General features: G+C 71.4%; 24 protein-coding genes. 9 read left to right on the top strand and 15 right to left on the bottom strand.

Features of this window, described 5'->3' with window-relative positions; all coding sequences use genetic code 11:
- Positions 1 to 71: 71 nt before the first annotated feature.
- The gene (locus QCZ28_RS05175) at positions 72 to 731 is read left to right on the top strand and encodes a helix-turn-helix domain-containing protein (RefSeq protein WP_030327859.1); all 660 of its coding nucleotides are present in this window, start codon (positions 72 to 74) and stop codon (positions 729 to 731) included.
- Positions 732 to 1,329: 598 nt separating this feature from the next.
- Here QCZ28_RS05175 and QCZ28_RS05170 read toward each other — a convergent pair.
- Both QCZ28_RS05170 and QCZ28_RS05165 read right to left on the bottom strand, forming a co-directional pair.
- Positions 1,330 to 1,470, bottom strand: a complete 141-nt coding sequence (locus tag QCZ28_RS05170; RefSeq protein WP_279515456.1) for a hypothetical protein — start codon at positions 1,468 to 1,470, stop codon at positions 1,330 to 1,332.
- Positions 1,471 to 1,480: 10 nt separating this feature from the next.
- On the bottom strand, positions 1,481 to 1,702 hold the full coding sequence (locus QCZ28_RS05165; protein WP_279515455.1) for a hypothetical protein: 222 nt from the start codon (positions 1,700 to 1,702) through the stop codon (positions 1,481 to 1,483).
- Positions 1,703 to 1,755: 53 nt separating this feature from the next.
- On the opposite strand from QCZ28_RS05165, the gene QCZ28_RS05160 reads away from it, so the two are divergent.
- Positions 1,756 to 2,361: a DUF559 domain-containing protein gene (locus QCZ28_RS05160; protein ID WP_279515454.1), complete on the top strand. Its 606-nt coding sequence runs from the start codon at positions 1,756 to 1,758 to the stop codon at positions 2,359 to 2,361.
- 379 nt (positions 2,362 to 2,740) lie between these two features.
- Here the strand turns inward: QCZ28_RS05160 and QCZ28_RS05155 are convergent, their stop codons facing one another.
- From QCZ28_RS05155 to QCZ28_RS05145, 3 genes are all read right to left on the bottom strand, one after another.
- On the bottom strand, positions 2,741 to 4,429 hold the full coding sequence (locus QCZ28_RS05155) for a S8 family serine peptidase (RefSeq protein ID WP_279515453.1): 1,689 nt from the start codon (positions 4,427 to 4,429) through the stop codon (positions 2,741 to 2,743).
- A gap of 98 nt (positions 4,430 to 4,527) precedes the next feature.
- Positions 4,528 to 5,283 carry an HAD family hydrolase gene (locus QCZ28_RS05150; protein ID WP_279515452.1) on the bottom strand — a complete coding sequence of 252 codons (756 nt, stop codon included), beginning with the start codon at positions 5,281 to 5,283 and terminating at the stop codon, positions 4,528 to 4,530.
- 12 nt (positions 5,284 to 5,295) lie between these two features.
- The gene (locus QCZ28_RS05145) at positions 5,296 to 6,264 is read right to left on the bottom strand and encodes a DMT family transporter (protein ID WP_279515451.1); all 969 of its coding nucleotides are present in this window, start codon (positions 6,262 to 6,264) and stop codon (positions 5,296 to 5,298) included.
- Between the two features lie 86 nt (positions 6,265 to 6,350).
- Between QCZ28_RS05145 and QCZ28_RS05140 the strand changes: the two genes are divergently transcribed.
- On the top strand, positions 6,351 to 6,896 hold the full coding sequence (locus QCZ28_RS05140) for a CGNR zinc finger domain-containing protein (protein ID WP_279515450.1): 546 nt from the start codon (positions 6,351 to 6,353) through the stop codon (positions 6,894 to 6,896).
- Here the strand turns inward: QCZ28_RS05140 and QCZ28_RS05135 are convergent.
- The 3 genes from QCZ28_RS05135 to QCZ28_RS05125 form a co-directional block, all read right to left on the bottom strand.
- Positions 6,863 to 7,462: a GNAT family N-acetyltransferase gene (locus QCZ28_RS05135; protein ID WP_279515449.1), complete on the bottom strand. Its 600-nt coding sequence runs from the start codon at positions 7,460 to 7,462 to the stop codon at positions 6,863 to 6,865. The genes QCZ28_RS05140 and QCZ28_RS05135 overlap by 34 nt on opposite strands.
- A gap of 102 nt (positions 7,463 to 7,564) precedes the next feature.
- Entirely contained in the window at positions 7,565 to 7,747 is a 183-nt protein-coding gene (locus QCZ28_RS05130) for a DUF397 domain-containing protein (protein ID WP_030327866.1), read from the bottom strand.
- The gene (locus tag QCZ28_RS05125; protein ID WP_279515448.1) at positions 7,738 to 8,550 is read right to left on the bottom strand and encodes a helix-turn-helix transcriptional regulator; all 813 of its coding nucleotides are present in this window, start codon (positions 8,548 to 8,550) and stop codon (positions 7,738 to 7,740) included. The genes QCZ28_RS05130 and QCZ28_RS05125 overlap by 10 nt, the downstream gene beginning before the upstream one ends.
- 570 nt (positions 8,551 to 9,120) lie before the next feature.
- Between QCZ28_RS05125 and QCZ28_RS05120 the strand changes: the two genes are divergently transcribed.
- Positions 9,121 to 9,414, top strand: a complete 294-nt coding sequence (locus QCZ28_RS05120) for a hypothetical protein (protein WP_279515447.1) — start codon at positions 9,121 to 9,123, stop codon at positions 9,412 to 9,414.
- Positions 9,415 to 9,444: 30 nt separating this feature from the next.
- Here QCZ28_RS05120 and QCZ28_RS05115 read toward each other — a convergent pair whose 3' ends face one another.
- From QCZ28_RS05115 to QCZ28_RS05095, 5 genes are all read right to left on the bottom strand, one after another.
- Complete coding sequence (locus QCZ28_RS05115) at positions 9,445 to 10,854, bottom strand: class II fumarate hydratase (protein WP_279515446.1); 1,410 nt, start codon at positions 10,852 to 10,854, stop codon at positions 9,445 to 9,447.
- 35 nt (positions 10,855 to 10,889) lie between these two features.
- A complete protein-coding gene (locus QCZ28_RS05110; protein ID WP_279515445.1) occupies positions 10,890 to 13,871 on the bottom strand; it encodes an AfsR/SARP family transcriptional regulator in 2,982 nt (993 codons plus the stop codon).
- A 259-nt stretch (positions 13,872 to 14,130) separates the two neighbouring features.
- Entirely contained in the window at positions 14,131 to 15,798 is a 1,668-nt protein-coding gene (locus tag QCZ28_RS05105; protein ID WP_279515444.1) for a fumarate hydratase, read from the bottom strand.
- 125 nt (positions 15,799 to 15,923) lie between these two features.
- Positions 15,924 to 17,366, bottom strand: coding sequence for a PQQ-binding-like beta-propeller repeat protein (locus tag QCZ28_RS05100; RefSeq protein WP_279515443.1), 1,443 nt, complete (start codon positions 17,364 to 17,366; stop codon positions 15,924 to 15,926).
- Between the two features lie 79 nt (positions 17,367 to 17,445).
- Positions 17,446 to 17,949: an Lrp/AsnC family transcriptional regulator gene (locus QCZ28_RS05095; RefSeq protein WP_279515442.1), complete on the bottom strand. Its 504-nt coding sequence runs from the start codon at positions 17,947 to 17,949 to the stop codon at positions 17,446 to 17,448.
- Positions 17,950 to 18,088: 139 nt separating this feature from the next.
- Here QCZ28_RS05095 and hppD point away from each other — a divergent pair, with 139 nt between their 5' ends.
- The 5 genes from hppD to QCZ28_RS05070 all read left to right on the top strand — a co-directional run bounded on the left by hppD (position 18,089) and on the right by QCZ28_RS05070 (position 23,303).
- Entirely contained in the window at positions 18,089 to 19,294 is a 1,206-nt protein-coding gene (gene hppD / locus QCZ28_RS05090; protein WP_210864849.1) for a 4-hydroxyphenylpyruvate dioxygenase, read from the top strand.
- A 192-nt stretch (positions 19,295 to 19,486) separates the two neighbouring features.
- Complete coding sequence (locus QCZ28_RS05085) at positions 19,487 to 20,506, top strand: RDD family protein (RefSeq protein ID WP_279515441.1); 1,020 nt, start codon at positions 19,487 to 19,489, stop codon at positions 20,504 to 20,506.
- Positions 20,503 to 21,606: a histidinol-phosphate transaminase gene (gene hisC, locus QCZ28_RS05080; protein WP_279515440.1), complete on the top strand. Its 1,104-nt coding sequence runs from the start codon at positions 20,503 to 20,505 to the stop codon at positions 21,604 to 21,606. Before QCZ28_RS05085 ends, hisC begins: the two co-directional genes overlap by 4 nt.
- Positions 21,607 to 21,739: 133 nt before the next feature.
- Positions 21,740 to 22,294, top strand: coding sequence for a hypothetical protein (locus QCZ28_RS05075; protein WP_279515439.1), 555 nt, complete (start codon positions 21,740 to 21,742; stop codon positions 22,292 to 22,294).
- 385 nt (positions 22,295 to 22,679) lie between these two features.
- Positions 22,680 to 23,303 (top strand): hypothetical protein, encoded by a 624-nt coding sequence (locus QCZ28_RS05070; RefSeq protein ID WP_279515438.1) that lies wholly within the window; start codon positions 22,680 to 22,682, stop codon positions 23,301 to 23,303.
- Between the two features lie 20 nt (positions 23,304 to 23,323).
- Here QCZ28_RS05070 and QCZ28_RS05065 read toward each other — a convergent pair whose 3' ends face one another.
- Together QCZ28_RS05065 and QCZ28_RS05060 are read right to left on the bottom strand one after the other, a co-directional pair.
- A complete protein-coding gene (locus tag QCZ28_RS05065; protein WP_279515437.1) occupies positions 23,324 to 23,677 on the bottom strand; it encodes a hypothetical protein in 354 nt (117 codons plus the stop codon).
- 87 nt (positions 23,678 to 23,764) lie between these two features.
- The gene (locus QCZ28_RS05060; protein WP_279515436.1) at positions 23,765 to 25,018 is read right to left on the bottom strand and encodes a PQQ-binding-like beta-propeller repeat protein; all 1,254 of its coding nucleotides are present in this window, start codon (positions 25,016 to 25,018) and stop codon (positions 23,765 to 23,767) included.
- Between the last annotated feature and the right edge of the window lie 57 nt (positions 25,019 to 25,075).

Genomic DNA, 25,075 nt, shown 5'->3' with positions numbered 1-25,075 from the left:
ACGCGGGCGTGGGGCGGGCCGACGCGGGCGCGGGACGGGTCGATGCTGTTGCCCCGCCGTCCGGCGCGGGCGTGGGACGGGCCGACGGGGTTGCCGGGCGGGGCGGGGAGACGTCGCAGACGCTGGACCGGGGGTTGCGCCTGCTGCACCTGGTCGCCGACGCTCCTGGCGGTCTGACCGTCACCGAGGCCGCGAATCGGCTCGGCATCGGCCGGGCAGCCGTCTACCGGCTGGTCAGTGCATTGACCGGGCACGGCATGCTGCGCCGCGACGATGAGGGTCGGCTGCGCCTGGGAGCCGGGTTGTTGCACCTGGCCCGCCGGGCCCAGCCGCTGCTCGCCGAGGGTGCGCTGCCCGCACTGCGTCGCCTCGCCGAGCAGGCCGGCGCCACCGCGCACCTGACCGTCGTCGAAGGTGGAGAGGGCGTCGCCCTGGCCGTGGTGGAGCCGAGCTGGACGTCGTTCCACGTCGCGTACCGGGCCGGGGCCCGGCATCCACTGGACCGGGGAGCGGCGGGCCGGGCGATCCTGGCCGGGCGAGCCGGAGTGGCAGAGGCGGTCAGCAGCAGCGGCGAGTTGCAGGCCGGGGCGTACGGGGTGGCCGCACCGGTGCTCGACGTACCCGGGCTGGAGGCCAGCGTCGGCGTGGTCGCACTCGCCCCGCTGGACGTCGACACAATCGGCCCCCAGGTGCTGGCCGCCGCCCGAGCCATCACCACCGCCCTCAGCTGACCCCGGCTCGCCGGCCAGGATCGCCCGGCCAGGGTCGCCCGGCCAGGGTCGCCCGGCCAGGACCACCCGACCTCGGGCATGATCGACTCGGGTTCACGGAAGTCGCGGTATCCCATGGCCAACGACCGCCCGACTTTCAGAAACGCGAGTGGATCATCGCCCATCAGCGGTCCGGGTGCCTCATCGGTCGGTGGGATCCGGCCGGCGCCTCCTCAGTCGGTGGACATGGCCGGTGACTCCTCGGTCGGTGGACATGGCCGGTGACTCCTCGGTCGGCGGATATGGCCGGTTGCCATAGCACGATCGGCAGGCGGAGTCGCCGTTGTCCACAGGTCCGGCGGCAGGTGCAGGCCGGGTTGTCCACAGGGGTTTCGAGGGCCGCTCGGTGGTTGGCAGTCTGCTCGACATGCCACCACGTCCGCATCGCCCCGATGCCCTGACCTGGCAGGTCTTCCGCGGCTCCGACGCTGTCCGGGAAGGCCTGCTTACCGAACATCAGCTGCGCAACTCCGCCTGGGTGCGTTTGCGCCACGACATCTACGCCGACGCACGGCTGGGCCGTGACCACGCCCTGGCGTGTCGCGCCGCCCTCCTCCGCCTACCGCAGGCAGTGGTGGTCGGCGGCCCGTCGGCCGCCTACCTGCACGGCGTTCACCACGCCGCGAGCTTCACCGACGACGTGCACGTGCTCGTGCCCCGATCGCTGCGGGTCGGTCCACAGCGGGGCCTCTGCGTGCACGTCAACACCATCACCCCGCTCGTGGCACCGCCCGACCCGGGACGACCGTCAGGCGCGGGGCCAACGCCAGATACGGGACGACCGTCAGGCGCGGGGCGAACGCCAGATACGGGACGACCGTCAGGCGCGGGGCGATCGCCAGATGCGGGACGACCGTCAGGCGCTGGACGTCCACGTGATGCGGCGCGACCGACGGGAGCAAATCGCCCACCTGTCGGCCGAATGTCGCCACGGCCAGCACCGCTGTCCCGCCAGGCCGCAATGTCCGTCCGAGCAGGGGGTGTCGTGACGGCAAGCGCGGGCGATGGGTGGCCGGCGGCCAGCCCGCTCAGGTCCAGCGAGCGGGATCTCCCGATCCCCCGGTCCGACCCCGGGCGGGCCGCCTGGGAAACGGCTGTCTGGCTCGACCCCGTCCGGGCGGTCGCCATCGTCGACTCGTTGCTCGGGCAGGGTCTGACCGGGCGCGACACCCTGGCCGCCATTGCTGCCCGCAATGCCGATCGGCCCGGTGGACGACGGGCACGCTGGGTCTTCGACCTGGCCGACGGCGGAGCCGAGTCTCCGCCGGAGTCGCACCTTCGCGTGCGACTGGTGCTGGGCGGGCTACCGCGTCCGGCGGTTCAACATCCGATACGTCTGCCCGTCGGGGTTGTCCTGCACCCCGATCTGGCCTGGCCGCAGTATCGGGTGGCGGTCGAGTACGACGGGACGTGGCACTCCGACGCGGAGCAGTTGCACCGCGACCGCCGCCGACTGAATCAGTTGGTCGCCGCGGGTTGGCTGGTCCTGCATGTGACGAGTCGGCGGCTGTACGGCGAGTTTCCGGCGGTGCTCCGAGAGGTGCGCGACGCGCTGGTCAGCCGCGGATGGCGACCGGGATCGTCCAGATGACCAGGGTCATCTCGGGTTCCTGGAAACCGTGCCATCCCTCAGACCCCGACACCGCGCCTTCAAGAAACCCGAGTCGATCATGACCGAGGCCAGGCACCGAGGCCAGGCACCGAGGCCAGGTAGGCGCGCCCCGGCAGGCGATCCCTGGACGACGGCCTGCGGCCGGGATGACAGACCAGCCCCGGGACGACGGCCCGAGCCCGAGACGACAGACCAGCCCCGGGACGACGGCCCGAGCCCGAGACGACGGATCACGCCCGGGACGACGCCCACGTCCGAGACGACAGACCAGCCCCGGACACCACAGGGCCCGGTCGACAGGCGTCGGCCGGGCCCAGGGGCGTGGTGGCGGTTGGGCCACCTGGCGGTGCGATGTGCGCTACGGGCGCGCGTTCGGCTTGAGCGGGGTCTTCACCGCCGCGTAGGCATCGACGATCCCGTAGCCGTAGAAGCCGTTGAAGTTGACCCCGCCGGCGCAGTACGCGTCGTAGGTCTCGTCCCGGCCTTCGTTGCGGTACTGCTGCAGGCGCGGCTCCGGGCAGGCGTGCTCGGCGGCCGTGCGGTAGAGGTGCTGTTCGACCTGGTCCGGCGACATCCCGAAGCCGGTCCGACCCTGCGCCTTGCCGTGCCGGCTGACGATCAGCGCGGCGACGCCGGCGGCGTGCGGGGACGCCATCGAGGTGCCCTGGAGGTACGTGTAGTAGCCGCACTCACCGTTGGCCTTGCACTGCTTGAAGACCGAATTCTCGAAGCCGGCGACGATGTTGCCGTCGACGTCGACCGAGCCCTCCTCCTGAAGCACGTGCTTCGGGTACGTCGACAGGATCATGTTGGCGTCGGTACGGAAGGCGTCGGTGCCGAAGCCGTCCCGAAACCAACCACCCGGCGCGGCGACGGAGATCTGCTCGGTGCCGTAGTTGGAGAAGTCCGACTTCTTGCCGGACGGGCCGACCGACGACACACCGATCACGTGCGGGCCCTCCGTGGGCAGGTCCCAGCAGCTCTCGTTGTCGATCGGCCGGGGGTACGGGTCAGCGCCGTAGTCGGGGCTGGTGACGTCGGTACGTGGTGCGCCCAGGTCCTCGTTGTTGTTGCCGAGCGCGCCGACGAGGGTGACGCCCTTGTTGTGCGCGAAGATCAGCGCCCGCTTCATCGCCTTGATGATGGCCCGCTGCTCGGCCTGGTCCTCGGGCGAGTCGGCCGGGTTGGCGGTGCAGTTGTAGAGCCACGGGTCGACATAGAACGACATGTTGACCACGTCGATCCCGGACCGGCCGGCGTGGATCAGCGCGTTGACCACCGGGTCGAGGAAGAAGTAGCCGGAGTCCTGGCCGCCCTTGAGCTCGACCAGCGAGACGTTCGGGGCGACGCCGGAGAGGCCGAAGCCGTTGGCGGCGGCGCCGATGGTGCCGGCCACGTGGGTGCCGTGACCGCCGTCGTCGGTGCCGACCGGGTCGAGGCAGCTCGGCACCTCGCAGGGGCCGTCCACATCGGTCAGGTCGGGCGCGAAGTTGCGCGACAGCGCCCAGTTGAAGTTCGGCGCGATGTCCGGGTTGCTGGCGTCGACGCCGGTGTCCAGTACGCCGACGGTCACCCGACGGTCGCCCGGCTCGATCTTGCGGGCCTTGTCGGCCCGGATCATCTCCAGGCCCCACAGCTTGTCGTCGAGCGGATCGAGCTTGGCGCCCTTCTTGGCACCAGCACCGGCGCGAGCGCCGGCACCGGCCAGCAGGTGCTCCTGCTCGACCCGGTCCAGCTTCGGCTTGCGGCCGATGGCCTTCTGCTCGGCGGCACCGATCAGCGTCGGCGCGGCGGTCGCCCTGGCCGCGAAGTCGGCCCGGTCGCTGCTGACCTGGAACATGCCGACCTCGTCGGACCGCGACACCACAGTGCCGCCAGCTGCCTTGATAGCGGCGATGGCGGTGTCGGCGGCGACGCCATCCTCGGCGACGACGGTGAAGGTGCGGGAGTCGCTCGGCGCGGCGTTGGCCGGCACACCCAACCCCGCAGCCGTGAGTGCCAGCACTGCCGCTGTCGCGACCGTACGGGCGGTGAAGCGCTTGCTCACCACATCGGATCCTCTCGTTGAGGGACGTGGCAGCCATCACACAACACCGGCTCGGATTACGCCAGCTGAACGCCCGTTATGGCCGTGAATTTCTCCACCTACGCACGCCCGCCAAGAGCATCGACACCGGTCACGTCGACCCGCGCGGCCGGGACAATGCCGGCGCTGTGCGACCCGGCGGCCAGACCTGCGAGTGCGGCCGGCAGCTCGGCCAGGCTCGACACCTCGGCGTCCGGCTGGCCACCGGGTGGGCGGGGCAGACCAGGCCGGTTCAGCCACACCGATCGCAGGCCGAACCGCCGGGGCCCCACCACGTCGTGCTCCCAGGAGTCACCGACGTACACGATCTGCCTGGCGGGCACGCCGGCCGCCGCGACCACCGCTGCGTAGAACTCCGGGGCCGGCTTCTTGGGCAGGCCGTTCTCGTGTGCGTACAGCTCGAAGGCGAACTCGCCGGTGAGCCCACACCGTTCGGCGCGGCTGTTGCCGTTGGTGGCGAAACCCACTGTGTAGCGGCGGCGCAGCGTGGCCAGCGCCGGTGCGACGTCCGGGAACGGTCGGGTGAGGGCGAACCGGCGGGCGAAGAAGAGATCCGCGAACTCGTCCAGGTGGTCGGCCAGCGCGGCGCGGGTCAGCGACCGGGCCAGCGCGGCGCGCCGGATCTCCATCACCGGGGCCGCGGTCAGTTCGCCGAAGACCGCACCCCAGTCGGACTCCAGTTCGGCGAGCGTCACGCCGGCCGCCGCCGGGGTGCGCCGCCGCATCTCGTCGAGGACGGCCACCAGCCCGGCGGTCACGGCGGGGCGCAGGTCCAGCAGCGTCTCGTCAGCGTCGAACACCACGGTCGTCAGCACGACGCCACTCTCTCACCGACCGTCGAGCGCCAGCTCGGGTTCGGGCGTGACCGACGCGGGTGCGGCAGTCGGGGGCGACCGCAGCTCGTCGAGGCGGACCAGGGCGACGCCGGCGACGATCAGCGCACCGCCGAACAGCTGCCACCCCGTGGGCAGCTCGTTCAGGAAGAGCCAGGCGATCAGCACCGCGAAGAGCACCTCGGTCAGCCCGACGAACGACGACAGTCGCGGGCCGAGGATCCGGGTGCCGGCGATGCCGGCGAGGTACGCGATGACGGCGGCGACCAGCGAGAGCCCGGCGATCGGCACCAACCAGCTGGTGGCTTGCCCGGCGAAGGTGACCTCGCCGAAGGTGGCGTGCAGCGGCAGCAGGCCGGTCAACCCGATGAGGAGCAGCACGGCGGCGCCGACGGCCATTCCACCGCTGGCCATGGCGACCGAGGGCAGCCGGGGGTCGACCCGGCCGGCGAGCACGAAGTAGCCCGCCAGGCCGAATGCCGCGCCGAGTCCCCAGAGCACGCCCACCGGGTGGAAGTCGGCGGTGCCGGCGAGGTCGAGCACGAATGCCAGCCCGGCCAGGGCCGCCATCGACCCGGCGATGGTGAGCCGGCGGGGTGGCTGCCCGTGCCGCAGCCACATCCAGACCACGACGAGGATGATGCCGAGGTATTCCAGCAGCAGCGCGACACCGACCGGGAGGTACCGCACGGCGTTGAAGAAGCACACCTGGGCCAGTGCCACCCCGAGCAGCCCGAACAACCCGATGGCCGTGGCGTTGCTCCGCAGCACGTGCCACCTGCCGTGCAGCGACAGCAGGGCGGGGATCGCCAGCACCAGGGCGGCCACGCCGACCCGGGCGATCACCGCGGACTCGGCTGACCAGCCGGCCTCGATGAGCGATCGCGCGAAGGTGCCGGAGGTGGCGAAGGTGACTGCGGAGAGCAGCGCCAACCCGACGCCGGCAGCAGGTCGTGAGTGCATGTCGCGCTCCTCGCAATCGGCGTCGTGTCATGAGCAAACTATCCTTGTGCTGATGACGCTAAGCGGAAGCCGTGACAGGAGTCAAGATGCTATTCGCTCATGACACCGAGTGTTCGTTGATCGCCGCCGCGGCGCTGGTCAACACCGCAGGTCGAGACGGTGAGTTGCTGCCGGACGTCGCGGCCCTGGACGCGTTCTTCGTCCGCTACTCCTACAGCGGCCGGCACGAACACACCGACGCCGAGTTGCAGGCCGTCCGGGATCTACGGCCCCAACTGCGCCGCATCTGGCACGCCGAGCCAGCCGAGATCGTCGCGGTGGTCAACGGCCTGCTGCTGGAACACAAGGCGCTGCCGCAGCTCATCGAGCACGACGACGAGCCGTACCACCTGCACGCCGTGCCCCGCGACGCGCCGCTGGCCACCCGGATCGCGGTGGAGGCCGCCATGGCGATGGCCGACCTGGTCCGCAGCGGCGAGCTGAGCCGGCTGCGGATCTGCGAGTACCCGGACTGCGACAACGTGGTCGTCGACCTGTCCCGCAACCGGTCCCGGCGGTTCTGCGAGGCCGGCTGCGGCAACCGCGCCGCGGTGACCGCCTACCGCGCCCGACGGGCCGCCGGCCGTTCCTGACCGACCGTCGCCCACTCCTCGGCCCGCACCTCGTACTCCACCTCGCCCTGCTCGGTGCCCGGAATCGGGTCGTCCCACTGGAGGTGGAAGGTCCGCACGTAGTGCAGCCCGGCCTTCACCATCACCCGCCGGGAGCGTTCGTTGACAGTCATCGTCTCGGCCCACACCCGACGCACCCCGACACTGTCGAAGGCGTGCCGCACCAGCGCCCGCGACCCTTCGGTGGCCAGCCCCCGCCCCCACGTCGCGCGGCGCAACCGGTAGCCCAACTCGGCCTCGGCGCCGTCCTCCGACGGGTCCAACGCGAACCAGCCGAGAAACTCGCCGGACTCCCGATCGTGCGCCGCCCACCGACCCAGCCCGGGATGCCTGTCGTACTGGGCCAGCAACCTCGGCAACTGCTCGTCGCGCACGGTGGCCAGCGGAGTCGCGACGCCACCGGTGAGGAACCGCATCACCTCGGGGTCGCTGTCCAACTCGACCAGCAGGCCCACGTCGTCCATGGTCAGCCGCCGCAACCGCAGCCGCTCGGTCCCCAACGGCACAGCCAGCCCATCGTCACCCATGACCGGGATCATCCCGCCACCCGGTCGACACCGTCGAGCCGTTTACCCCGGCCACCCCAGGTCCGCGCCCCTTCGCCCGCCGTCGCGGGCGAGCCGGTCGCGTCAGCGCGGGGGCGCGGCCACGAAGAGCCGCCAGGAGTACGCGTCGACAACGAGCACGGGTCCGCCCGAGTCCTTACTGTCCCGCACCCCGACCACGTCCCCCAGATTCGTAGCCACCTCGACGCACTGATCGTTGGAACCACTCCGGCTGCTCTTACGCCACCGGGCCCGGCTCAACTCCACGACTCCGCCACTTCCCTCAGCAACTCGATCGACTCCTGCGGTGGCAACGCCTGCCCGAGGGTAGCTTCCCAGGTCCGTTGTAGACGCAACAGATCCGCAGGCCGATCGAGTTCTTGGCCGCCGATCTGGCCGCCAAGATAGGCAAGATCGCTGCGGTCGGCCACGGTCGCGAGGATGAATGGCCCGTTCAGACCGGGATACTCCTCGGCCGAGCGGGGCACCACATGGAGTTGAACCCGCGGATGCTCGGTCGACAAGCGCGCCAGGTGCAGAGCCTGCTCGCACATCACCTTCCGACCGCCGACCCGTCGCCTCAGCACCGACTCGTCAAGCACCGCGACCACATGCGGCGGGCGATCCCCGTAGAGGACCCGCTGGCTGTCCATCCGGTCCGTCAGCCGACGCTCGACCTCGTCGGCATCGAGCAGTCGGTCCGACTCGAAGATGGCGCGGGCATAGCCTTCGGTTTGCAGCAGCCCGGGGACGTGCAGCGGGTCGAACCATCGCAGGGCTCGCGCCTCCGCGAGGATCGCACGCCAGCCGCGCAGCCAGATTTGAGCCTTGTCCAGGCTGACCAGTTCGGTGGCCATCCGGCCGAAGAGCCCGCCGGTGTCCAGGGCGCGGTCGACGAGTTCCAGGTACTTGGCGGTGGGCGGCTGCTGGCCCAGCTCGACGGCGCTGACCATCGACGCCGAGTAGTTGACCGCCTTCGCCAACTCGTCCTGACTCCAGCCGTGCCGTACCCGCGCCCGGCGCAGCTCCGCAATCAGGAACGCCGCCGCCGTCATCTGCCCATCGGCCATACCCAGCCACTCTCCAACCCGCCGACGATCAACTCCAGCCGACCAACAGAGCCGGAGCGGCCCGGGAACAGGGCAGCTACGACAGGCGGGCCGAACCCTTCCGACCGTAGTCGTCCGATCACCAGACTGTGAAGCGCGGCACCGCTCCCCGTCCCCCGGGCCCAGCGGCGCCGCACGGGACCGCCCGCTCCCCCGTGCCGGGCGGTCCCACCCCCGAAAGACCGCGCAAGATCGCGCTAGATCGTGGAAGGAGTGGGGTCCTGCCGTGCGGAAGCCACTACATCCAGGATCGAGCACGATCTTGCGGTGCGGACCGAGATCAATGAGGAAGATCCGCACAACATCGGCGATGTTGCTGCCTCGCGCGTCTCGGAGACAGCAACATCCGGGAAGTTGCGCAGATCTTGGGCGCGGGGCACGGGAGTGCGGGGCGCGGGGCACGGGAGTGCGGGGCGCGAGGCACGGGCGCGAGGCACGGGCGCGAGGCACGGGCGTGAGGCACGGGCGCGAGGCACGGAGGCGCGGGGTGATGCCACAAACGAGTCAGCTCGAAAGGACCACAACAACGCCATGTCCCGGACCACCCCGGACGACGACCGCGCGACGGCGCCCTGTCGACCGCACCTGCCGCTGCGCCCGCTCTGGCTCTGCCGGGTCTGCGCCGCGCCGTGGCCGTGCCCGGTCGCCCGACTCACCCTCCGCCGGGAGTACGCACACGACCGGATCGGGTTGAGCGTCTACCTGTGCACGGTCCTGCACGAGGCGGCGGCCGACCTGTACCGACTCAACCCGCACGACGCCCCGGACCCGGCCGCACTGTTCACCCGCTTCCTCGGCTGGGCCAGACCACGGCACCTGCGCTGAGCGGCAGCGACGGAAGCGGCAGCGGACAGTTCAGGGGTGGGTCATCCGAAGCAGGTCCAACGTCTCGTCGAGCTGGGTGTCGGTGAGCTTGCCGGAGTCGACGTGCCCCCGGGAGATCACCACCTCGCGGATCGAGATCTGCTTCGCCAACGCCTCCTTGGCGATCGACGCGGCCTCGTCGTACCCCAGGTAGCGGTTGAGCGGGGTCACGATCGACGGTGAGCCCTCGGCGTACGCCAGGCAGACCTCGGCGTCCGCGACCAGGCCGGCCACCAGCCGGTCGGCGAAGAGCCGGCTCACCGCGGAGAGCAGCCGGATCGACTCCAACAGGTTGCGGCCCATCACCGGGAGCATCACGTTCAGCTCGAAGTCGCCCTGCGAACCGGCGAACCCGACCGTCGCGTCGTTGCCGATCACCTGGGCGCAGACCTGCCGCATCGCCTCGGCGACCACCGGGTTGACCTTGCCCGGCATGATCGACGAACCGGGCTGGAGGTCGGGGATGCGCAGCTCACGCAGACCGGCGCGAGGGCCGGAGCCCATCCAGCGGATGTCGTTGGAGATCTTGTAGAGGCCCACGGCGATGGTCCGCAGTTGCCCCGAGGTCTCCACCAGCGCGTCGCGCGCGCCCTGCGCCTCGAAGTGGTTACGCGCCTCGGACAGTGGCAACCCGGTCGACTCACGCAGCTTGTCGATCACGGCGGCGGCGAAGCCGAGCGGGGTGTTGATTCCGGTGCCCACGGCGGTGCCGCCCAGCGGCAGTTCGGCGAGCCGGGGCAGGGCGCCCTCCAGCCGTTCCATCCCGTAGCGGACCTGAGCGGCGTACCCGCCGAACTCCTGGCCGAGGGTCACCGGCGTGGCGTCCATCAGGTGCGTACGCCCCGCCTTGACCACCGTCTCGAACTCCGCCGCCTTGGTTTCCAAGGTGGCCGCCAGATGCCCCAGCGACGGCAGCAGGTCCTCCACGATGAACTGGGTGGCCGCCAGGTGGATGGAGGACGGGAAGACGTCGTTGCTCGACTGGGAGGCGTTGACGTGGTCGTTCGGGTGCACCGGCGAGCCCAGCTCACGACTCGCCAGGGTGGCGATCACCTCGTTGGTGTTCATGTTCGACGATGTGCCCGAGCCGGTCTGGAACACATCCACCGGGAACTGGTCGTCGTAACCACCGTCGGCCACGTGCGCGGCGGCGGCGGCGATGGCGGCGGCCACGTTGGCGTCGATCACACCCAGCTCGCCGTTGACCTCGGCCGCCGCGCCCTTGATCTGGGCGAGGGCCTTGATCTGGGCCGGCTCGATGCCCCGGCCGGAGATCGGGAAGTTCTGCACCGCCCGCTGGGTCTGCGCACGCCACAGTGCCTCGGCGGGCACCTCCACCTCGCCCATCGAGTCCCGTTCGATGCGGTAACCGGTCGCCTCTGGAGTCGTCACGCGTACCATCCTGCCGCGCCCGTGGCCGACTCGCAGATGATCCGTCAGCCCAACTCGGTGAGCAGCCGCTCCACCTCGTGCCGGTCCGGCGACTCGACCTCCCGGAACAACACCAGCGCCTGCTCCAGGTGCGCGCGGGCGGCCGTCGGATCCGTGGCCAGCACGCACCGGGCGATGCCCTCCAACGCGCGGGCCTTCTCGTAGCGGGCAGCGAGCCGGCTGGCGTCGGCGAGCACCCGGCGGTGCAGGTCGAGCGCGCTGACGGCGTCACCCTGCTCCAACATCGCCCGGGCCAGCAGGTTCCGGGAGGCACACTGACCGATCCGGTCGCTGGCGTCCACCATCGCCACCAGCGCCTCCCGGTGCAGGGCTGCGGCACGCTCCGGTTCGCCGGCGACGCGTTCCATCACACCGATCTCGTTGAGCACCTCGCCCTCGCCGAACCGATTGCCGCCCAACCGTTTGAAGTACAGCGCCGATCGCAGCAGACGACGGGCCGGGCCCACGTCGCCCATCCGGTGCCGGATCATGGCGAGATGCCCCATCGCGTTGTTGGTCTGCCGGAGGTCTCTCGTCTCCCGGGCCAGCAGCAGGTGCAGCCGAGCCAGCCGCAACGCCCTGTCGTACCGACCCCAACCGATCAACGTGTAGGACAGGTTGTTCAACAGATTGCTCAGCGAGTCAGCGTCCTCCGGACCCCGGATCAGGCCGAGCGCCTCGTCGAACTTCACCTCAGCCTGCCGTAGGTCGCCGTTCGCGGCATACGAGATGCCCAGGTTCCAGAGCGTGGTGAGCACATCGCCGCGTAGTCCGACGCGGCGGCGCAGACTGAGCGCCACCTCCATCGCGCTGATCGCCTCCGGGAGCCGGGCCAGCCGGAAGTACGCCGATGAGAGGTAGTTCAGCATCGTGGCGATCGCCGCCTCGTCGCCCAGCCGCTCGGCGACCCGGAGCCCGATCGTGTGGGTTTCGATCAGCTCGTCGAGGTGCCCGCCGTCGAAGTTGAGCCGCCAGCAGGCCCGGGCCAGCTGCCAGCACTGAACCTGGAAGCCCTCCTCCTCCGCCTTCCGGACCAGGGCGGTGAGCGCTACGTGGTTCTCCTCGAACCACGCCCGCCCCTCGGCCATCGGGACAGCCAACAGGTCAGGCCGACCGGGAGCGCGCTCGGGGATGTTGCGACGACTGCCCGCCGCCTCGACCGTCCGGGCGATCGCCAAGGTGACCGACAGGTGATGATCCAACAGCCGCTCCACGGCGGCGTGCCGCTCCGCCTGCAGCTCCGGGCCGGCGAGCAGCAACCGAGCGTACTCGCGGAGCAGGTCGTGCAACCGGTACCGACCCGGCTGCACCTCCTCCACGAGATGCGCGTCGACCAACTCGTCCAAGTCGTCCTGGGCGTCGGCCAAGGGCAGGTCGACGAGGGCGGCGGCCACCCGGCTGTCGAAGCGCCCGGCCGGGTACAGGCCGAGCAGCGGAAACAACCGCTGCGCCGACGGTGAGACCTGCGCGTACGACAGGGCGAACGCCTGCCCCACCGAGCGCTGCCCGGCGGTCAGCTCGGCCAGCGGGCCCGCCCCGGCGACCAGCCGCTCGGCGAGGTCGGCGACCCGCCAGCGCGGCCGGTGCGCCAACCGCGCGCCGGCCAGCCGGATAGCGAGCGGCAGGTGGCCGCAGCGACGCGCCACCTCGGCCGCCGCCTCCGGCTCGGCGGCGATCCGCTCCATCCCGGCCACCCGAGCGAGCAGCTCGATCGCCTCGTCGGCGTCGAGGACCGGCAGCGACGACGGCCGGCCCTCGTCGACCCCGATCAGCCGGCGGCGACTGGTGATGAGGACCAGGCTCTGCGCGCCGTTGGGCAGCAACGGTGCCACCTGGTCGGCGCTGGCCGCGTTGTCCAGGACCACCAACGCCCGGCGGCCGGCCAGCTCGATCCGCCAGAGCGCCAACCGGTCGTCCAGGTTCTCCGGCACCCGCTCCGCCGGCACACCGAGCTGCCGCAGGAGGGCCGCCACGGCCGTTGCCGTCGTCAACGGTCGGCGTTCGCTGTGCCCGTGCAGGTCGATGAAGAGCTGGGCGTCGGGATAGCGGTCCGCGAGCGCGGTAGCGACGTGCACGGCGAGGGTGGTCTTGCCGCTCCCCGGCATCCCGTCGACCACCTGGATCCGGATGCCGTCCTCCTCGATCTCCTTGACCAGGCGGGCCACCGTCTCCTGCCGGCCGATGAAGTCACCGATCGCCCGGGGCAGGGAGCGGACCGCGCCGACGGGTGGGGCCGGCCGACCGGCCAGGGCCAGGTCCCCGGCGAGCACGCGCTGGTGCAGCTCCTGCAGCTCGGCACCCGGTTCGATGCCCAACTCCTCGGCGTACGTCCGCCGGCCCTCGCGGTAGACGGCGAGTGCGTCGGCCTGCCGCCCGACGGAGGACAACGCCAGCATCAGCTGACCTCGCAGCCGCTCCCGCAACGGATTCCGGTCGATGCTCTCCGCCAGCTCCTCGATCAGCTCAGCTGCCTGACCGAGGCGCAGTTCGACGTCGACGCACTCCTCCAACGTGGTGAGGCGTTGCTCGTCGAGCGCCTGGGCGCGGCGTCGGACGCTCCGGCTCGCGATGCCACTGAGTGTCGGCCCCCGCCACAGGGCCAGCGCGGCGCGGAACTCCGTACGCGCCTCGGCCAGCCGGCCGGCGACGACCTGGGCACGGGCCACCTCCACGCGCCGGTTGAAGACCTCGGCGTCCAGGTCGTTCGGTGCGGTACGCAGTCCGTACCCGGCCGGGTCGGTGACGATCAGCTCAGGCGCCAGCCCGAGTTCGGTGAACCGGCGGCGCAACCGCGACACGCAGGTCTGCAACTGCGCGCGGGCGGTGGCCGGCGGGCGGTCCTCCCACACCGCGTCGACGAGTTCGTCGACCGGCACCAGCCGGCCAGCCCGCAACAGCAGCATGGCGAGCACGGTCCGGTCGCGGCCCGCGGTGACAGTGGACTCGCCACCGCCCACCCGCAGAGGCCCCAGGATCCCGAACCGCATCTGTTCTCCCGCGTGAGTGCTGCAACTTCCAGCAGAGTAGTCCGCTGGTGACAGATCGCCCCGGTCAGGCGAGAGTGATCTGAGAGTGGATCGACAGTGATGCGCAGCAAACTCACTTCGGGTTGTCGGTGACGGCATCCGACGGGGGCGGTGCGCCCGTCCCACCCCAGCGGGGCGGGCGTACCGATTGTCGGTAGAACACGGGCGACAGACGGGCGCCGGGCGAGTTCGCCCGGCGCCCGTTCGCGTAGCGGTCTGGTCAGCGGCGGCCGACGGTGAGCACCGGCTTGGTGACCTCGGCGAAGAAGTCGTTGCCCTTGTCGTCGACCACGATGAAGGCGGGGAAGTCCTCGACCTCGATCTTCCAGACCGCCTCCATGCCCAGCTCCGGGTATTCCAGGACCTCGACGTGCTTGATGCAGTCCTGGGCGAGGCGGGCCGCGGGGCCGCCGATCGAGCCGAGGTAGAAGCCCCCGTGCTGCTGGCAGGAACGGGTCACCTGACCCGACCGGTTGCCCTTGGCCAGCATCACCTGCGAGCCACCGGCGGCCTGGAACTTCTCCACGTAGGCGTCCATCCGGCCGGCGGTGGTCGGGCCGAACGAGCCGGACGCGTACCCCTCGGGGGTCTTCGCCGGGCCGGCGTAGTAGACCGCGTGGTCCCGCAGGTACTGCGGCATCGGCTCACCGGCGTCCAACCGCTCGGCGATCTTGGCGTGCGCGATGTCCCGGGCGACCACGAGCGGCCCGGAGAGCGAGAGGCGGGTCTTCACCGGGTACTTCGACAGCTCGGCGCGGATCTCGTCCATCGGCCGGTTCAGGTCGACCCGGACGACCATCTCGGCGTCCAGCGAATCGTCGGTGACGTCGGGCAGGAACCGCGCCGGGTCGGTTTCGAGGCGCTCCAGCCACACGCCCGACGGGGTGATCTTGGCGACGGCCTGGCGGTCCGCCGAGCAGGAGACGGCGATCGCCACCGGGCAGGACGCGCCGTGCCGGGGCAACCGGACCACCCGTACGTCGTGGCAGAAGTACCGCCCACCGAACTGGGCGCCGATGCCGAAGTTGCGGGTCAGCTCCAACACCTGCGCCTCCAGCTCCAGGTCGCGGAAGCCGTGCGCGCTCATCGAGCCGGCGGTCGGCAGCGCGTCGAGGTACTTGGCGCTGGCGTACTTCGCGGTCTTCAGCGCGTACTCGGCGGAGGTGCCGCCGATGACGACGGCCAGGTGGTACGGCGGGCAGGCGGCGGTGCCGATCAGCCGCAGCTTCTCCTCCAGGAACTGCATCATCCGCGTCGGGTTGAGCAGCGCCTTCGTCTCCTGGTAGAGGTACGACTTGTTGGCCGAGCCACCGCCCTTGGCCATGAACAGGAACTTGTACGCGTCGGGGTGCCCGTCCGGGTCCTCGGCGTACAGGTCCACCTGGGCGGGCAGGTTGCTGCCGGTGTTCCGCTCGTCCCACATGGTCAGCGGGGCGAGCTGCGAGTAGCGCAGGTTGAGCTTGGTGTACGCCTGGTAGACGCCCCGGGAAATGGCCTCGGCGTCGGCGCCGTCGGTCAGCACGTGCCGGCCGCGTTTGCCCATCACGATGGCGGTGCCGGTGTCCTGGCACATGGGCAGGACACCGCCGGCGGCGATGTTGGCGTTGCGCAGCAGATCCAGCGCGACGAACCGGTCGTTCGGCGAGGCGGCCGGGTCGTCGATGATCGCCCGGAGTTGCGCCAGGTGCGCGGGGCGCAGGAAGTGCGCGATGTCGTGCATCGCCTCGGCGGTCAACGCGGTGAGCGCGGCCGGCTCCACAGTGAGGAACCGGCGGCCTCCCGGGCCGTGTACGACGTCCACGCCCTCGTCGGTGACCAGGCGATAGTCCGTCTGGTCCGGGCCGGTCGGCAGCAGAGGGGCGTACGAGAATGCGGCGGCACTGCTCATGAGCGGCAAGCCTAGGGCAGACCGGTCGATCACTCCCACCCGCCGGGCGGGTCCTGGGACGCCGCTCTCATCCAGCAGGCGCGCCGGGCCCGGCCGCCGTGCGGATCGTCGGGCGAACGGCCGGCTCAGCCGTCCTTACCGCCGCCCGGGTCGGGGCAGAGTTCCCCCTTCGGCCCGCAGTCGTCGTTGTTGTTCGGCCCGCCGGGGTCGGTGCCGCCCGGCCTGGGATTCCCACCGTCGCCGGGCGGGCGCGTGGACGAGCCGCCGGCCGCGCCGACGAAGCGGACGTACCCGATCTCCCGCCCCTCGCCAATGATCATGCCCTGTGATCCGACGGCGAGAGCGTTCGCCGAGGTGCGCAGGGCGGCCAGCTCCCGGCCGGTGCGCGGGTCCAGGGCTGCCAGCCGGGACGGCTTCTCGTCGGCCACCACCACCGCGTACGGGGTGAGCGCCGCGCCGGCCTTGCCGCTGGCCTGCCGCGTCCAGAGCACCTTGTCGGTGCCCAGCTCACGGGCGATGACGGAGCGTTTGTCGGCGGCCCGGAACACCGCGGAACGGTCGTCCACAGCGATCAGCTTGGTGCCCGACTCACCGACCCAGAGCAGCCGTCCGTCGTACCCGTCGATGACCGCCTCACGGCCGTCGGGCGCGACACCGATCAGCACGTTCCGCGCACCCTGCGGGTCCTCGCGTTGCACGCAGCCGGCCGAGTCGGCGGTGCGCAGGTTGACGCCGGCCCGCTGCCAGGCCTCCTGCCCGGTGGCCGAGTCGCGGGCGGAGATGGCGAAGTAACAGGTGCCGTCCTGGGAGCGGGCGGCGATCCGCAGCAGCCGACCGCCCACCACGGAGAGCCGCTCGTCCCGGGCCGGCTCGACGTTCTGCAACACCCGACCGGTGGCGGTGTCGACCACGTGGACCCGACCGTCGACCGGGAAACCGAGCAGTGGCGGCGCGGCCTCCGCCCCGGCCACCCCGTCGTCGATCCGGTTGGCGGTGAGCCGGCGGGTGCCGCGCAGACCCGGGTTGTCGGCGAGCAGGCCGCTGTGCACCCCGGGCAGGAAAGCCGTCCACAGCGGCGCGGTGCCACGCGGGTCCCAGGCGCTCAGGGTGCAGTCGGTGGCGTCGGTGCAGCGGGCGTCGAGGAGCAGGTTGCGGTACGTCCAGACGGCAACCGCGTCGTCGTCACGTCGCCGGGTCACCCCGGTCGTCGGGTCGAGCAGCTCGTACCCCTTGACCAGGAGCTTGCCCACGGCCACGACCGGGTCGCGGTCACCGCCGGCGACCGCCGCCCAGTCGGCCTTGCGCTCCCAGAGCTGGGCGCCGGTGGCCAGGCTGCGGGCCTCGACCCGGGTGCGCTGCTCGACGACGACGGCGTCGCCGGCGATGGTCACGCTGCGCGGGGTGCCGCCGACTCGTTGCTGCCAGACCACGTCGGGCTCGGAGATGGGTTCGCTGCGGTCCACCCAGTCCCACAGGCCGGGGAACGGGTTCCACACGCCGGTCGCGGCGAGCGCGACGACCACGGCGAGGCCGAGCAGCAGCCCACCGCGCACGCTCCCCTTCGCCACACCGCACACCGTAGCCACGATCACGGATCTTCCGTACGCCCGCGTCGCCGTGTCGCCGCGCTTTCTGGGCGGGGAGGTGTTAGAGCACCCTTCCGTCGGCCCGCACGGCGCTGCGCACCAGCGGAAGCGTGCGGTAGGGAATCTGCTCGGCCAGCGCGATGATCGTGGAGGCCCGGGTGATGCCAGCGGACGAGACGATCTGGTCGATGACCCGTTGCAGATCCGTGTTGGAGCGGGCCACGATCCGGCAGAGCAGGTCGCTGGAGCCGGTGATGGTGTGCGCCTCCAGCACCTCGGGGATGGCGGCGAGGTGGGCGGTGACCGGGTCGTGGCCCTGCCGCTGACTGATCTCCAGGGTGACGAAGCTGGTCACCGCGAACCCAATCGCGGCCGGTGCGATCTCGGGGCCGAAGCCCTCGATGACCCGCCGCTCGATGAGCTTGTCCAGCCGGGCCTGCACGGTGCCCCGGGCCACCCCGAGCCGCCGGGAGCACTCCAGCACCCCGATCCGTGGCTCCTCGGCGAGCAGTTCGATCAAGCGCACGTCGAGCGCGTCGAGCTGTACATTCTGCTCACCATTCATGAGTGAAGACCATACCGAATGTGCAACCTGACCAGCATTTCCGCCAACAGTTGCCCACCCCACACCGAGCCAGCGATCCTCGCCACAAGAACCGACCACGGCGGCCCACAAGGCCGGCCGGTACGCGAGGGAGCCCATCATGACCCAGGCGATCGACCGACCCCAGTCGACCGAGGACGTCGACATCGACCGGCTCGTGGGAGCTGTCGACCACGACATCAGCCACGACCCGTTCCCGGTCCGGGGCCTCGACCACGTGCACTTCCTGGTCGGCAACGCCAAGCAGGCCGCCCACTACTACTCCACCGCCTTCGGCATGACCTGCGTGGCGTACCGCGGCCCCGAGCAGGGCTACCGGGATCACGCCCAGTACGTGCTGACCAGCGGCTCGGCCCGGTTCGTGCTGACCGGTGCGGTACGCCCGGACGCCGACGGCTCCGAGCACGTGGCCCGGCACAGTGACGGGGTCAGCGACATCGCGCTGGAGGTGCCGGACGTGGACGCCGCGTACGCGCACGCCATCGCCCAGGGCGCCGCGAGCGTCGTCGAGCCGCACGAGGTGAGCGACGAGCACGGCACCGTGCGGATGGCCGCCATCGCCGCGTACGGCGACACCCGGCACACGCTTGTCGACCGGTCCCGCTACACCGGCCCGTTCCTGCCCGGCTTCGTGGCCCGCGGCCCGATCGTGGACCGGCAGCCGATGATCGACGCCGGCATCCAGCCGAAGCGCTTCTTCCAGGCCGTCGACCACGTGGTCGGCAACGTGGAGCTGGGCCGGATGGACGAGTGGGTCGAGTTCTACAAGCGGGTGATGGGCTTCTCCAACATGGCGGAGTTCATCGGCGACGACATCGCCACCGACTACTCGGCGCTGATGAGCAAGGTCGTGGCGAACGGCACCCGCAAGGTGAAGTTCCCGCTCAACGAGCCGGCGATCGCCCGCAAGAAGTCCCAGATCGACGAGTACCTGGAGTTCTACCAGGGCCCGGGCGCGCAGCACATCGCCGTGGCCACCAACGACATCCTCGCCAGCGTCGACGCGATGCGCGCCGCCGGTGTGGAGTTCCTGGACACCCCGGACTCGTACTACGACGACCCCGAGCTGCGCGAGCGGATCGGCAACGTGCGGGTGCCGATCGAGGAGCTGAAGGCCCGCAAGATCCTGGTCGACCGGGACGAGGACGGCTACCTGCTGCAGATCTTCACCAAGCCGGTGCAGGACCGTCCCACCGTCTTCTTCGAGCTGATCGAGCGGCACGGCTCGCTGGGCTTCGGCAAGGGCAACTTCAAGGCGCTGTTCCAGGCGATCGAGCGGGAGCAGGAAGCCCGCGGCAACCTGTAACACTTGCGAGCGTGACGCAACCTCCGTCGTACCCGACGCCGCCGGTCGGTGGGCCCCGACCCACCACCGGCGGCGTCGCGCCGCTGCCCGGACCACACCCTTCGGGGTACGCCCCGCGACACGTCCATGACGAGTTCGCCGGGACGGTCGTCGTTAAGGTGTCCTCGTGAGTGAGCGAAGCGGAACGGCCGCGTGAGCGTTCAACCTGGTTGGTACGTCGACCCCGCCGACACCGAGACCCGGCGTTACTGGGACGGCGAGGGTTGGCTCGGCGCGCCCATCCCCGTCGACGCGACCCCGCCGGACGGCCCGCCGCCGCCCGAGCCACCACCCGCGCCGGTCGGCCCGGCCGAGCCCGCGACGTCGGCACCCCGCGACGCGGTGACCGCCGCGCCGGGCTGGCCGCCGCAGCAGGGCCCATCCCCCGGGTACGGCCCGCAGCAGGGGCACGGCCCGGGTTGGGGCCCCCAGGCCGGCCCACCCGGTTGGGGACCGCAGACCGGCCCACCCGGTTGGGGACCGCAGGCCGGCCCACCCGGTTGGGGACCACAGGTTGGCCCACCCGGTTGGGGACCGCAGGCCGGTCACCCCGGTTGGCCCGGACGGCCGCCCGAGCCACGACCGCACGGCCACCGGCTGGCCGGCTACGGCCGTCGGCTCGCCGCCCGGGTGATCGACTTCGGCCTCGTCTTCGCCCTGAACGTGGTCGTCAACGGCTGGTTCGTCTGGCGCTGGGCGCAGGAGTGGGCACCGTACTGGCAGGAGGTCTTCCGGCGCGCGGCGCGCGGCGACACCTCCGCCGAGGGCCTTCCGCTCCCCAGTGAGCAGTCCAACTCCCTCCTGGTGGCGATCCTGCTGATCGCCACCGCGCTCTGGCTGGCGTACGAGGTGCCCGCCATGGCCGCCGGTGGGCAGACCGTCGGCAAGCGGATGATGCGGATCCGGGCGGTGCCGATCGCCGCCGACCAGCCACTGGGCATCCGCCGGGCGCTGAGCCGGTGGAGCACGCTGGGCCTGCCGACGCTGCTCTGGTACTGCGCCGGGCTCGGCCTGGTGCTGCAACTGGTCGACGCCCTCTCCCCCCTCTTCGACCACCCGCTGCGCATGGCGCTGCACGACAAGCGCGCGCAGACGGTGGTCGTCGAAGTCCCCAACCGGCCCGATTCCGCCCCCTCGAACGACCGCAACCAGCCCCCGGGAGACACCCCATGACCGACTCCGGACGTCACCAGCCGGCACTGCGGCTGACCCGCGCCGACCTGGACGCGCTGCCCAACTACGTGCCGGGGCGCAGTCCTGCCGACCTGGCCCGCGAGTTGGGCCTGCCGGAGGCCATCAAGCTGGCCAGCAACGAGGTGCCGTACGGGCCGCTGCCCGGCGTGGTGGAGGCGGTCACCGAGGCGATCACCACGTCGCACCGCTACCCGGACATGGGCGTTGTCGCGCTGCGGGACGCGTTGGCCGAGCGGTACGGCGTCGACGCCGACCGGATCGCCACCGGCTGCGGCTCGGTGGCGCTGGCCGAGCACCTGGTGCGGGCCACCTGCCTGCCGGGTGACGAGGTGCTCTACTCGTGGCGGTCCTTCGAGGCGTACCCGATCATCGTGGCGACCAGCGGCGCGACCAGCGTGCGGGTGCCCAACGACGCCGGGCACGGGCACGACCTGGCGGCGATGGCCGCGGCGGTGACCGACCGAACCAGGGTGATCTTCGTCTGCAACCCGAACAACCCCACGGGTACGGCGGTGCGCCGGGCCGAGTTGGACCGGTTCCTCAACGGGGTGCCGGACGACGTGCTGGTGGTGATCGACGAGGCGTACCGGGAGTTCGTCACCGACCCGGAGGTGCCGGACGGTCTCGACTACCTGGACCGGCCCAACGTGGCGGTGCTGCGCACCCTGTCGAAGGCGTGGGGGCTCGCCGGGCTGCGAATGGGCTGGCTGGTGGCCCAGCCGGTGGTGGCCGCCGCCATCCGCAAGGTGGCGACCCCGTTCTCCAGCAGCACCGCGGCCCAGGCCGGGGCGCTGGCCGCGCTGACCCAGGCGACGGAGATGGAGCGCCGCTGCGCCCTGGTCGTCGCCGAGCGGGACCGGGTCACCGAGGCGCTGCGCAAGTTCGTGCCCGAGGCACCGACGAGCCAGGCCAACTTCGTCTGGCTGCCGTTGGGCGAGCGGGCCGTGGCGTTCGGCAAGGCGTGCGAGTCGCGCGGGGTGATCGTGCGGCCGTTCGCCGGGGACGGCGTCCGGGTCACCATCGGCACCCCGGCCGAGAACGACGCGTTCCTTGCGGCGGCGGAGGCGGCGCTGACCTGACCGTCCCCCGACCTGTCCAGATAACGCTACAAATCTTGTCTGTCCGCTTTTGAGTGTTTTATGCCTTATGTTGCGAAGTGGCCGGAATGCCGCGAGAGCACCGGCTCCACTTCGAGAAACGGGGTATCGAACAGTGCGTACTGCCAAGATCATTGCCGCCGGAGCGGCCGCCGCCGCGATGGTCGGTCTCCTCGGCACTCCGGCGATGGCCGCGCCGAGTGACACCACAGACGTCACATTCCTCCTTGAGGGCAGTCTCGACATCACCGCCCCGCCGACCGCCGACCTCGGCTCGGGCGTGCCCGGTGGCACCATCAGCGCTCAACTCGGCGAGGTGGCCGTCAACGACAGCCGGGGCGCGGCGGATGCCAGCTGGACCGCCTCGGTGGTGTCCACGGACTTCACCACCGGCGCGGCCGCCGCGGACCAGACCGTCCTCGCATCGCAGGTCGACTACTGGTCCGGCCCAACCGTCGGCACCCCCACCGGCAACGGCACCTTCAGCCCGCAGCAGACGACCTCGGCAGCCGCCGCGCCGCTGGACAACACCACCCTGCTGGACGCCTACATCCACACCGGCGGTTCCGGCGGTAACACCGCCAGCTGGAACCCGACGCTTGTCGTGAACGTCCCGCTGGCCAACCTCGCGGGCACCTACACCGGGACGGTGACGCATTCGGTGCTCTAGCCGCCGGGGCCGGTCGACCGTCGCGGTCGCGCTGGCGCTGCTCTGCCTCGCCGGTCCGGGTCTGTCGACCCGGGCCGGCGCTGCCGAGCCGGACGCCGACGACCGCTTCGGAATCCGGCTGCTGGAGGCACCGAGCAACCGTCGCGACGACCCCCGGGCGCACCGCTACATCGTCGATCACCTCCCGCCGGGCACCACAATCAGGCGGCAGGTCCTGGTCCTCAACAACTCCGACGAGCCGCGGCGGATCGACGTCTACCCGGGGGCAGCGAGCCTGGACAAGCAGGCGTTCGTCTTCGCGGACGGGCGGACACCCAACGAGCTGACCGAGTGGATCACGTTTGACCGCGACTCGGTCGAGCTGAAGCCGTGGTCGGAGGCGCGGGTGAAGGCGACCATCGCCGTGCCACCGAAGGCGAGCGCCGGCGAGCGGTACGGGGTGATCTGGGCGTCCGCGTCGTCGCCCAAACGATCGGGTGCGAGCGTCACCCAGGTCCACCGGGTCGGCATCCGGATCTACCTGGACATTGGGCCGGGCGGCGAGCCCGCCTCCGACTTCACCACCGGGGACATGGTGCCGGCGCGCAGCCCGCAGGGCGAACCGTCGATCGCCATCCAGGTCACCAACACCGGCGGACGGGCCCTGGACATCACCGGGAAGGCGAGCCTCTCAGAGGGACCGGCCGGCACCCGCGCCGGGCCCTTCGACACGGTGCAGGGCACCACCCTGGCCCCCGGCACGTCCGGGCAGGTCACGATCCGGTTCCCGGTCGAGTTGGCGAACGGGCCGTGGAAGGCCCAGGTCAACCTGGAGAGCGGGCGGGTGAAGAAGGAACTGGCCCGCGAGATCGAGTTCCCCGACCCGGGCAAGGTAGGCAAGCCCGGCACCATCCTGTCCCGGATGACCACCGGCTGGAACGTAGCGATCGCGACGGCCGGGCTGCTGGTCGTCGCCGGTCTGGCCGGGGTCAGCCGGCAGCGCTGGAAACGGCTCCGGCTGCGGCGGTGAGCTGCCGGCCGTCGGCGGGCTCACGCCGTACGCCGACGGCGGGCCATCGCCCAACCCACGAACAGCAGCGCCAGCCCCAGCAGCGCCAATGGACCGGTCGTCGACGATCCCGACCCGGTCACCGGCAGCTCGCCGCCAGTGCGGGTTGGCGCGGGCTGGGTGGGAGCGGGGGTGGGCTGGGTCGGCTCCGGTGACGGCTGGGCCGGTATCACCTCGAAGGTGACCTCGCCACCGTCCGGCGGTTCGGCCCGGACGGTGGCGACCACGCCCGCTGACGCCGGATCCGGCGTGAGCGCCGGCAGCGCGGTTGTGGTGAGGCCGACGGCGGCGGCGAGCACGCCGCCGACCAACCATCTGATCGCCGTGCCCACCATGAGAAACCCCCTCCGCCTGATCCGAACTGCGAAAAATGTACCCTTTTGGCCCGGAAGGTGGGAAAGGTTCGCAGCTCGGTGACCCGATCAGGTGGCGGCCAGGATCACCGTCTCGGCGGTCAGGTAATACCGCTGGTCGTCACCTTCGGGGTCCACCGGCTTTCGGAGCCGTTCCACAGCGACGAAGCCGTCCTCCGCGCTCACCGCACCCGGCGCCCAACCCGTACCGTCGGCGCCGACGGTGAACGGAAAACGGGACAGCAGCACGCCGTTCACCGAGTCCAGGGTCACCAACTCGTTCGTCTCGGTCAGCAGGTGCACCCGACCGGACTGGACGGCAAGAACCCGCGCCGGGCCCAGGCCGTCGTAGCGCCACAGCTCGGCACCGGATCGCGCCGACCGCCCCACGGCCACCCCATCGGCGACAGTGACCGCCTGTTCGCCGGCGAGCATGGCACCTACCGGATCGAGAACCGGTGCGGCGGCAGGTTCACCGACGCCCAGCAGCCAGCCTCGACCACCGGCGTCAGCCGGGCCGGCCGTCCGCAGTCCCGAACAGTCCGACCGGCCGGTACGGCAGCCGAGCGGGGTCACCACCAATCCACGCCCGCCGTCCGGCGGCTGCCACCGTGTGCTCACCGCGCCGGTCGCCGCGTCCCGGAACTCGACAGTGGCCGGCCCGCAGCTGTTCACGCCGATCACCTGCCCCGACCTGGTGGTGCCGACGTCGCTGCGGCACCGGCTGGGCAGGTCGACCCGCCACAGCTCACGGCCGCCACTCACCTCGACCCCACGCGCCTGGGTGTCGCCGCTGACCACCAGGACGACCCGGCCGTCCGGCAGGTCGGCGAGATAAAGCCCGCGCGGCTCCCAGACAGTCGCCGCCCCGGTCCGCCTCGCCACCGTCTCCGCGGCGGCAGGCACCGGGCCGTCGGCCCGCCAGCGAACACGGCCGGTTGACGCGTCGAGTGCGACCAACCGGCCGTCGGACCAACGGCTGACCACGGTACGGCCACTGGCCACCACCCCGGTCAGCTCCGCCGGCCAACGCCGGTACGACCAGTACGGGCTGGTCCGGTGCCGCCCGTCGACGGGTCGGTCGGCGTAGACCTGGCGATGCGCCGCGTACACCCGTAACCGCTCGTCGACGATCAACGGGGCGAACGGAAGCCGGCCGATCACGCCGGGTGCGGGTCGGGCCGCAGCGGGATAGTCACCCCGGGCTACCGTGCTGACCTCGGCCGGCGCGAGCACCCGGTGGACGACGACCGCGACGACCGCGACGGCGAGCAGCGCCGCGACCGCAGTCACGAACCGCCGTCGACCCCTCGGGAACCCCATGCCGCACCTCCGCCCGGCACCCTACCCAGCGGAACCGGCAACACCCCGCTCAGGTCA

The organism is Micromonospora sp. DH14 (assembly GCF_029809455.1).
In the GTDB taxonomy this organism is placed as follows: domain Bacteria; phylum Actinomycetota; class Actinomycetes; order Mycobacteriales; family Micromonosporaceae; genus Micromonospora; species Micromonospora parva.
The sequence above is the reverse complement of the archived record's forward strand: the minus strand, read 5'-3'. Positions and strand labels throughout refer to the sequence as shown.

What these genes read in the sequence shown, in the direction of transcription:
- QCZ28_RS05145 (WP_279515451.1), bottom strand. Translation starts at nt 6,264, where the DNA reads ATGCACTCACGACCTGCTGCCGGCGTCGGGTTGGCGCTGCTCTCCGCA.
- QCZ28_RS05140 (WP_279515450.1), top strand. Translation starts at nt 6,351, where the DNA reads ATGCTATTCGCTCATGACACCGAGTGTTCGTTGATCGCCGCCGCGGCG.
- QCZ28_RS05135 (WP_279515449.1), bottom strand. Translation starts at nt 7,462, where the DNA reads ATGGGTGACGATGGGCTGGCTGTGCCGTTGGGGACCGAGCGGCTGCGG.
- QCZ28_RS05125 (WP_279515448.1), bottom strand. Translation starts at nt 8,550, where the DNA reads ATGGCCGATGGGCAGATGACGGCGGCGGCGTTCCTGATTGCGGAGCTG.
- QCZ28_RS05120 (WP_279515447.1), top strand. Translation starts at nt 9,121, where the DNA reads ATGTCCCGGACCACCCCGGACGACGACCGCGCGACGGCGCCCTGTCGA.
- QCZ28_RS05115 (WP_279515446.1), bottom strand. Translation starts at nt 10,854, where the DNA reads ATGGTACGCGTGACGACTCCAGAGGCGACCGGTTACCGCATCGAACGG.
- QCZ28_RS05110 (WP_279515445.1), bottom strand. Translation starts at nt 13,871, where the DNA reads ATGCGGTTCGGGATCCTGGGGCCTCTGCGGGTGGGCGGTGGCGAGTCC.
- QCZ28_RS05105 (WP_279515444.1), bottom strand. Translation starts at nt 15,798, where the DNA reads ATGAGCAGTGCCGCCGCATTCTCGTACGCCCCTCTGCTGCCGACCGGC.
- QCZ28_RS05095 (WP_279515442.1), bottom strand. Translation starts at nt 17,949, where the DNA reads ATGAATGGTGAGCAGAATGTACAGCTCGACGCGCTCGACGTGCGCTTG.
- hppD (WP_210864849.1), top strand. Translation starts at nt 18,089, where the DNA reads ATGACCCAGGCGATCGACCGACCCCAGTCGACCGAGGACGTCGACATC.
- hisC (WP_279515440.1), top strand. Translation starts at nt 20,503, where the DNA reads ATGACCGACTCCGGACGTCACCAGCCGGCACTGCGGCTGACCCGCGCC.
- QCZ28_RS05065 (WP_279515437.1), bottom strand. Translation starts at nt 23,677, where the DNA reads ATGGTGGGCACGGCGATCAGATGGTTGGTCGGCGGCGTGCTCGCCGCC.
- QCZ28_RS05060 (WP_279515436.1), bottom strand. Translation starts at nt 25,018, where the DNA reads ATGGGGTTCCCGAGGGGTCGACGGCGGTTCGTGACTGCGGTCGCGGCG.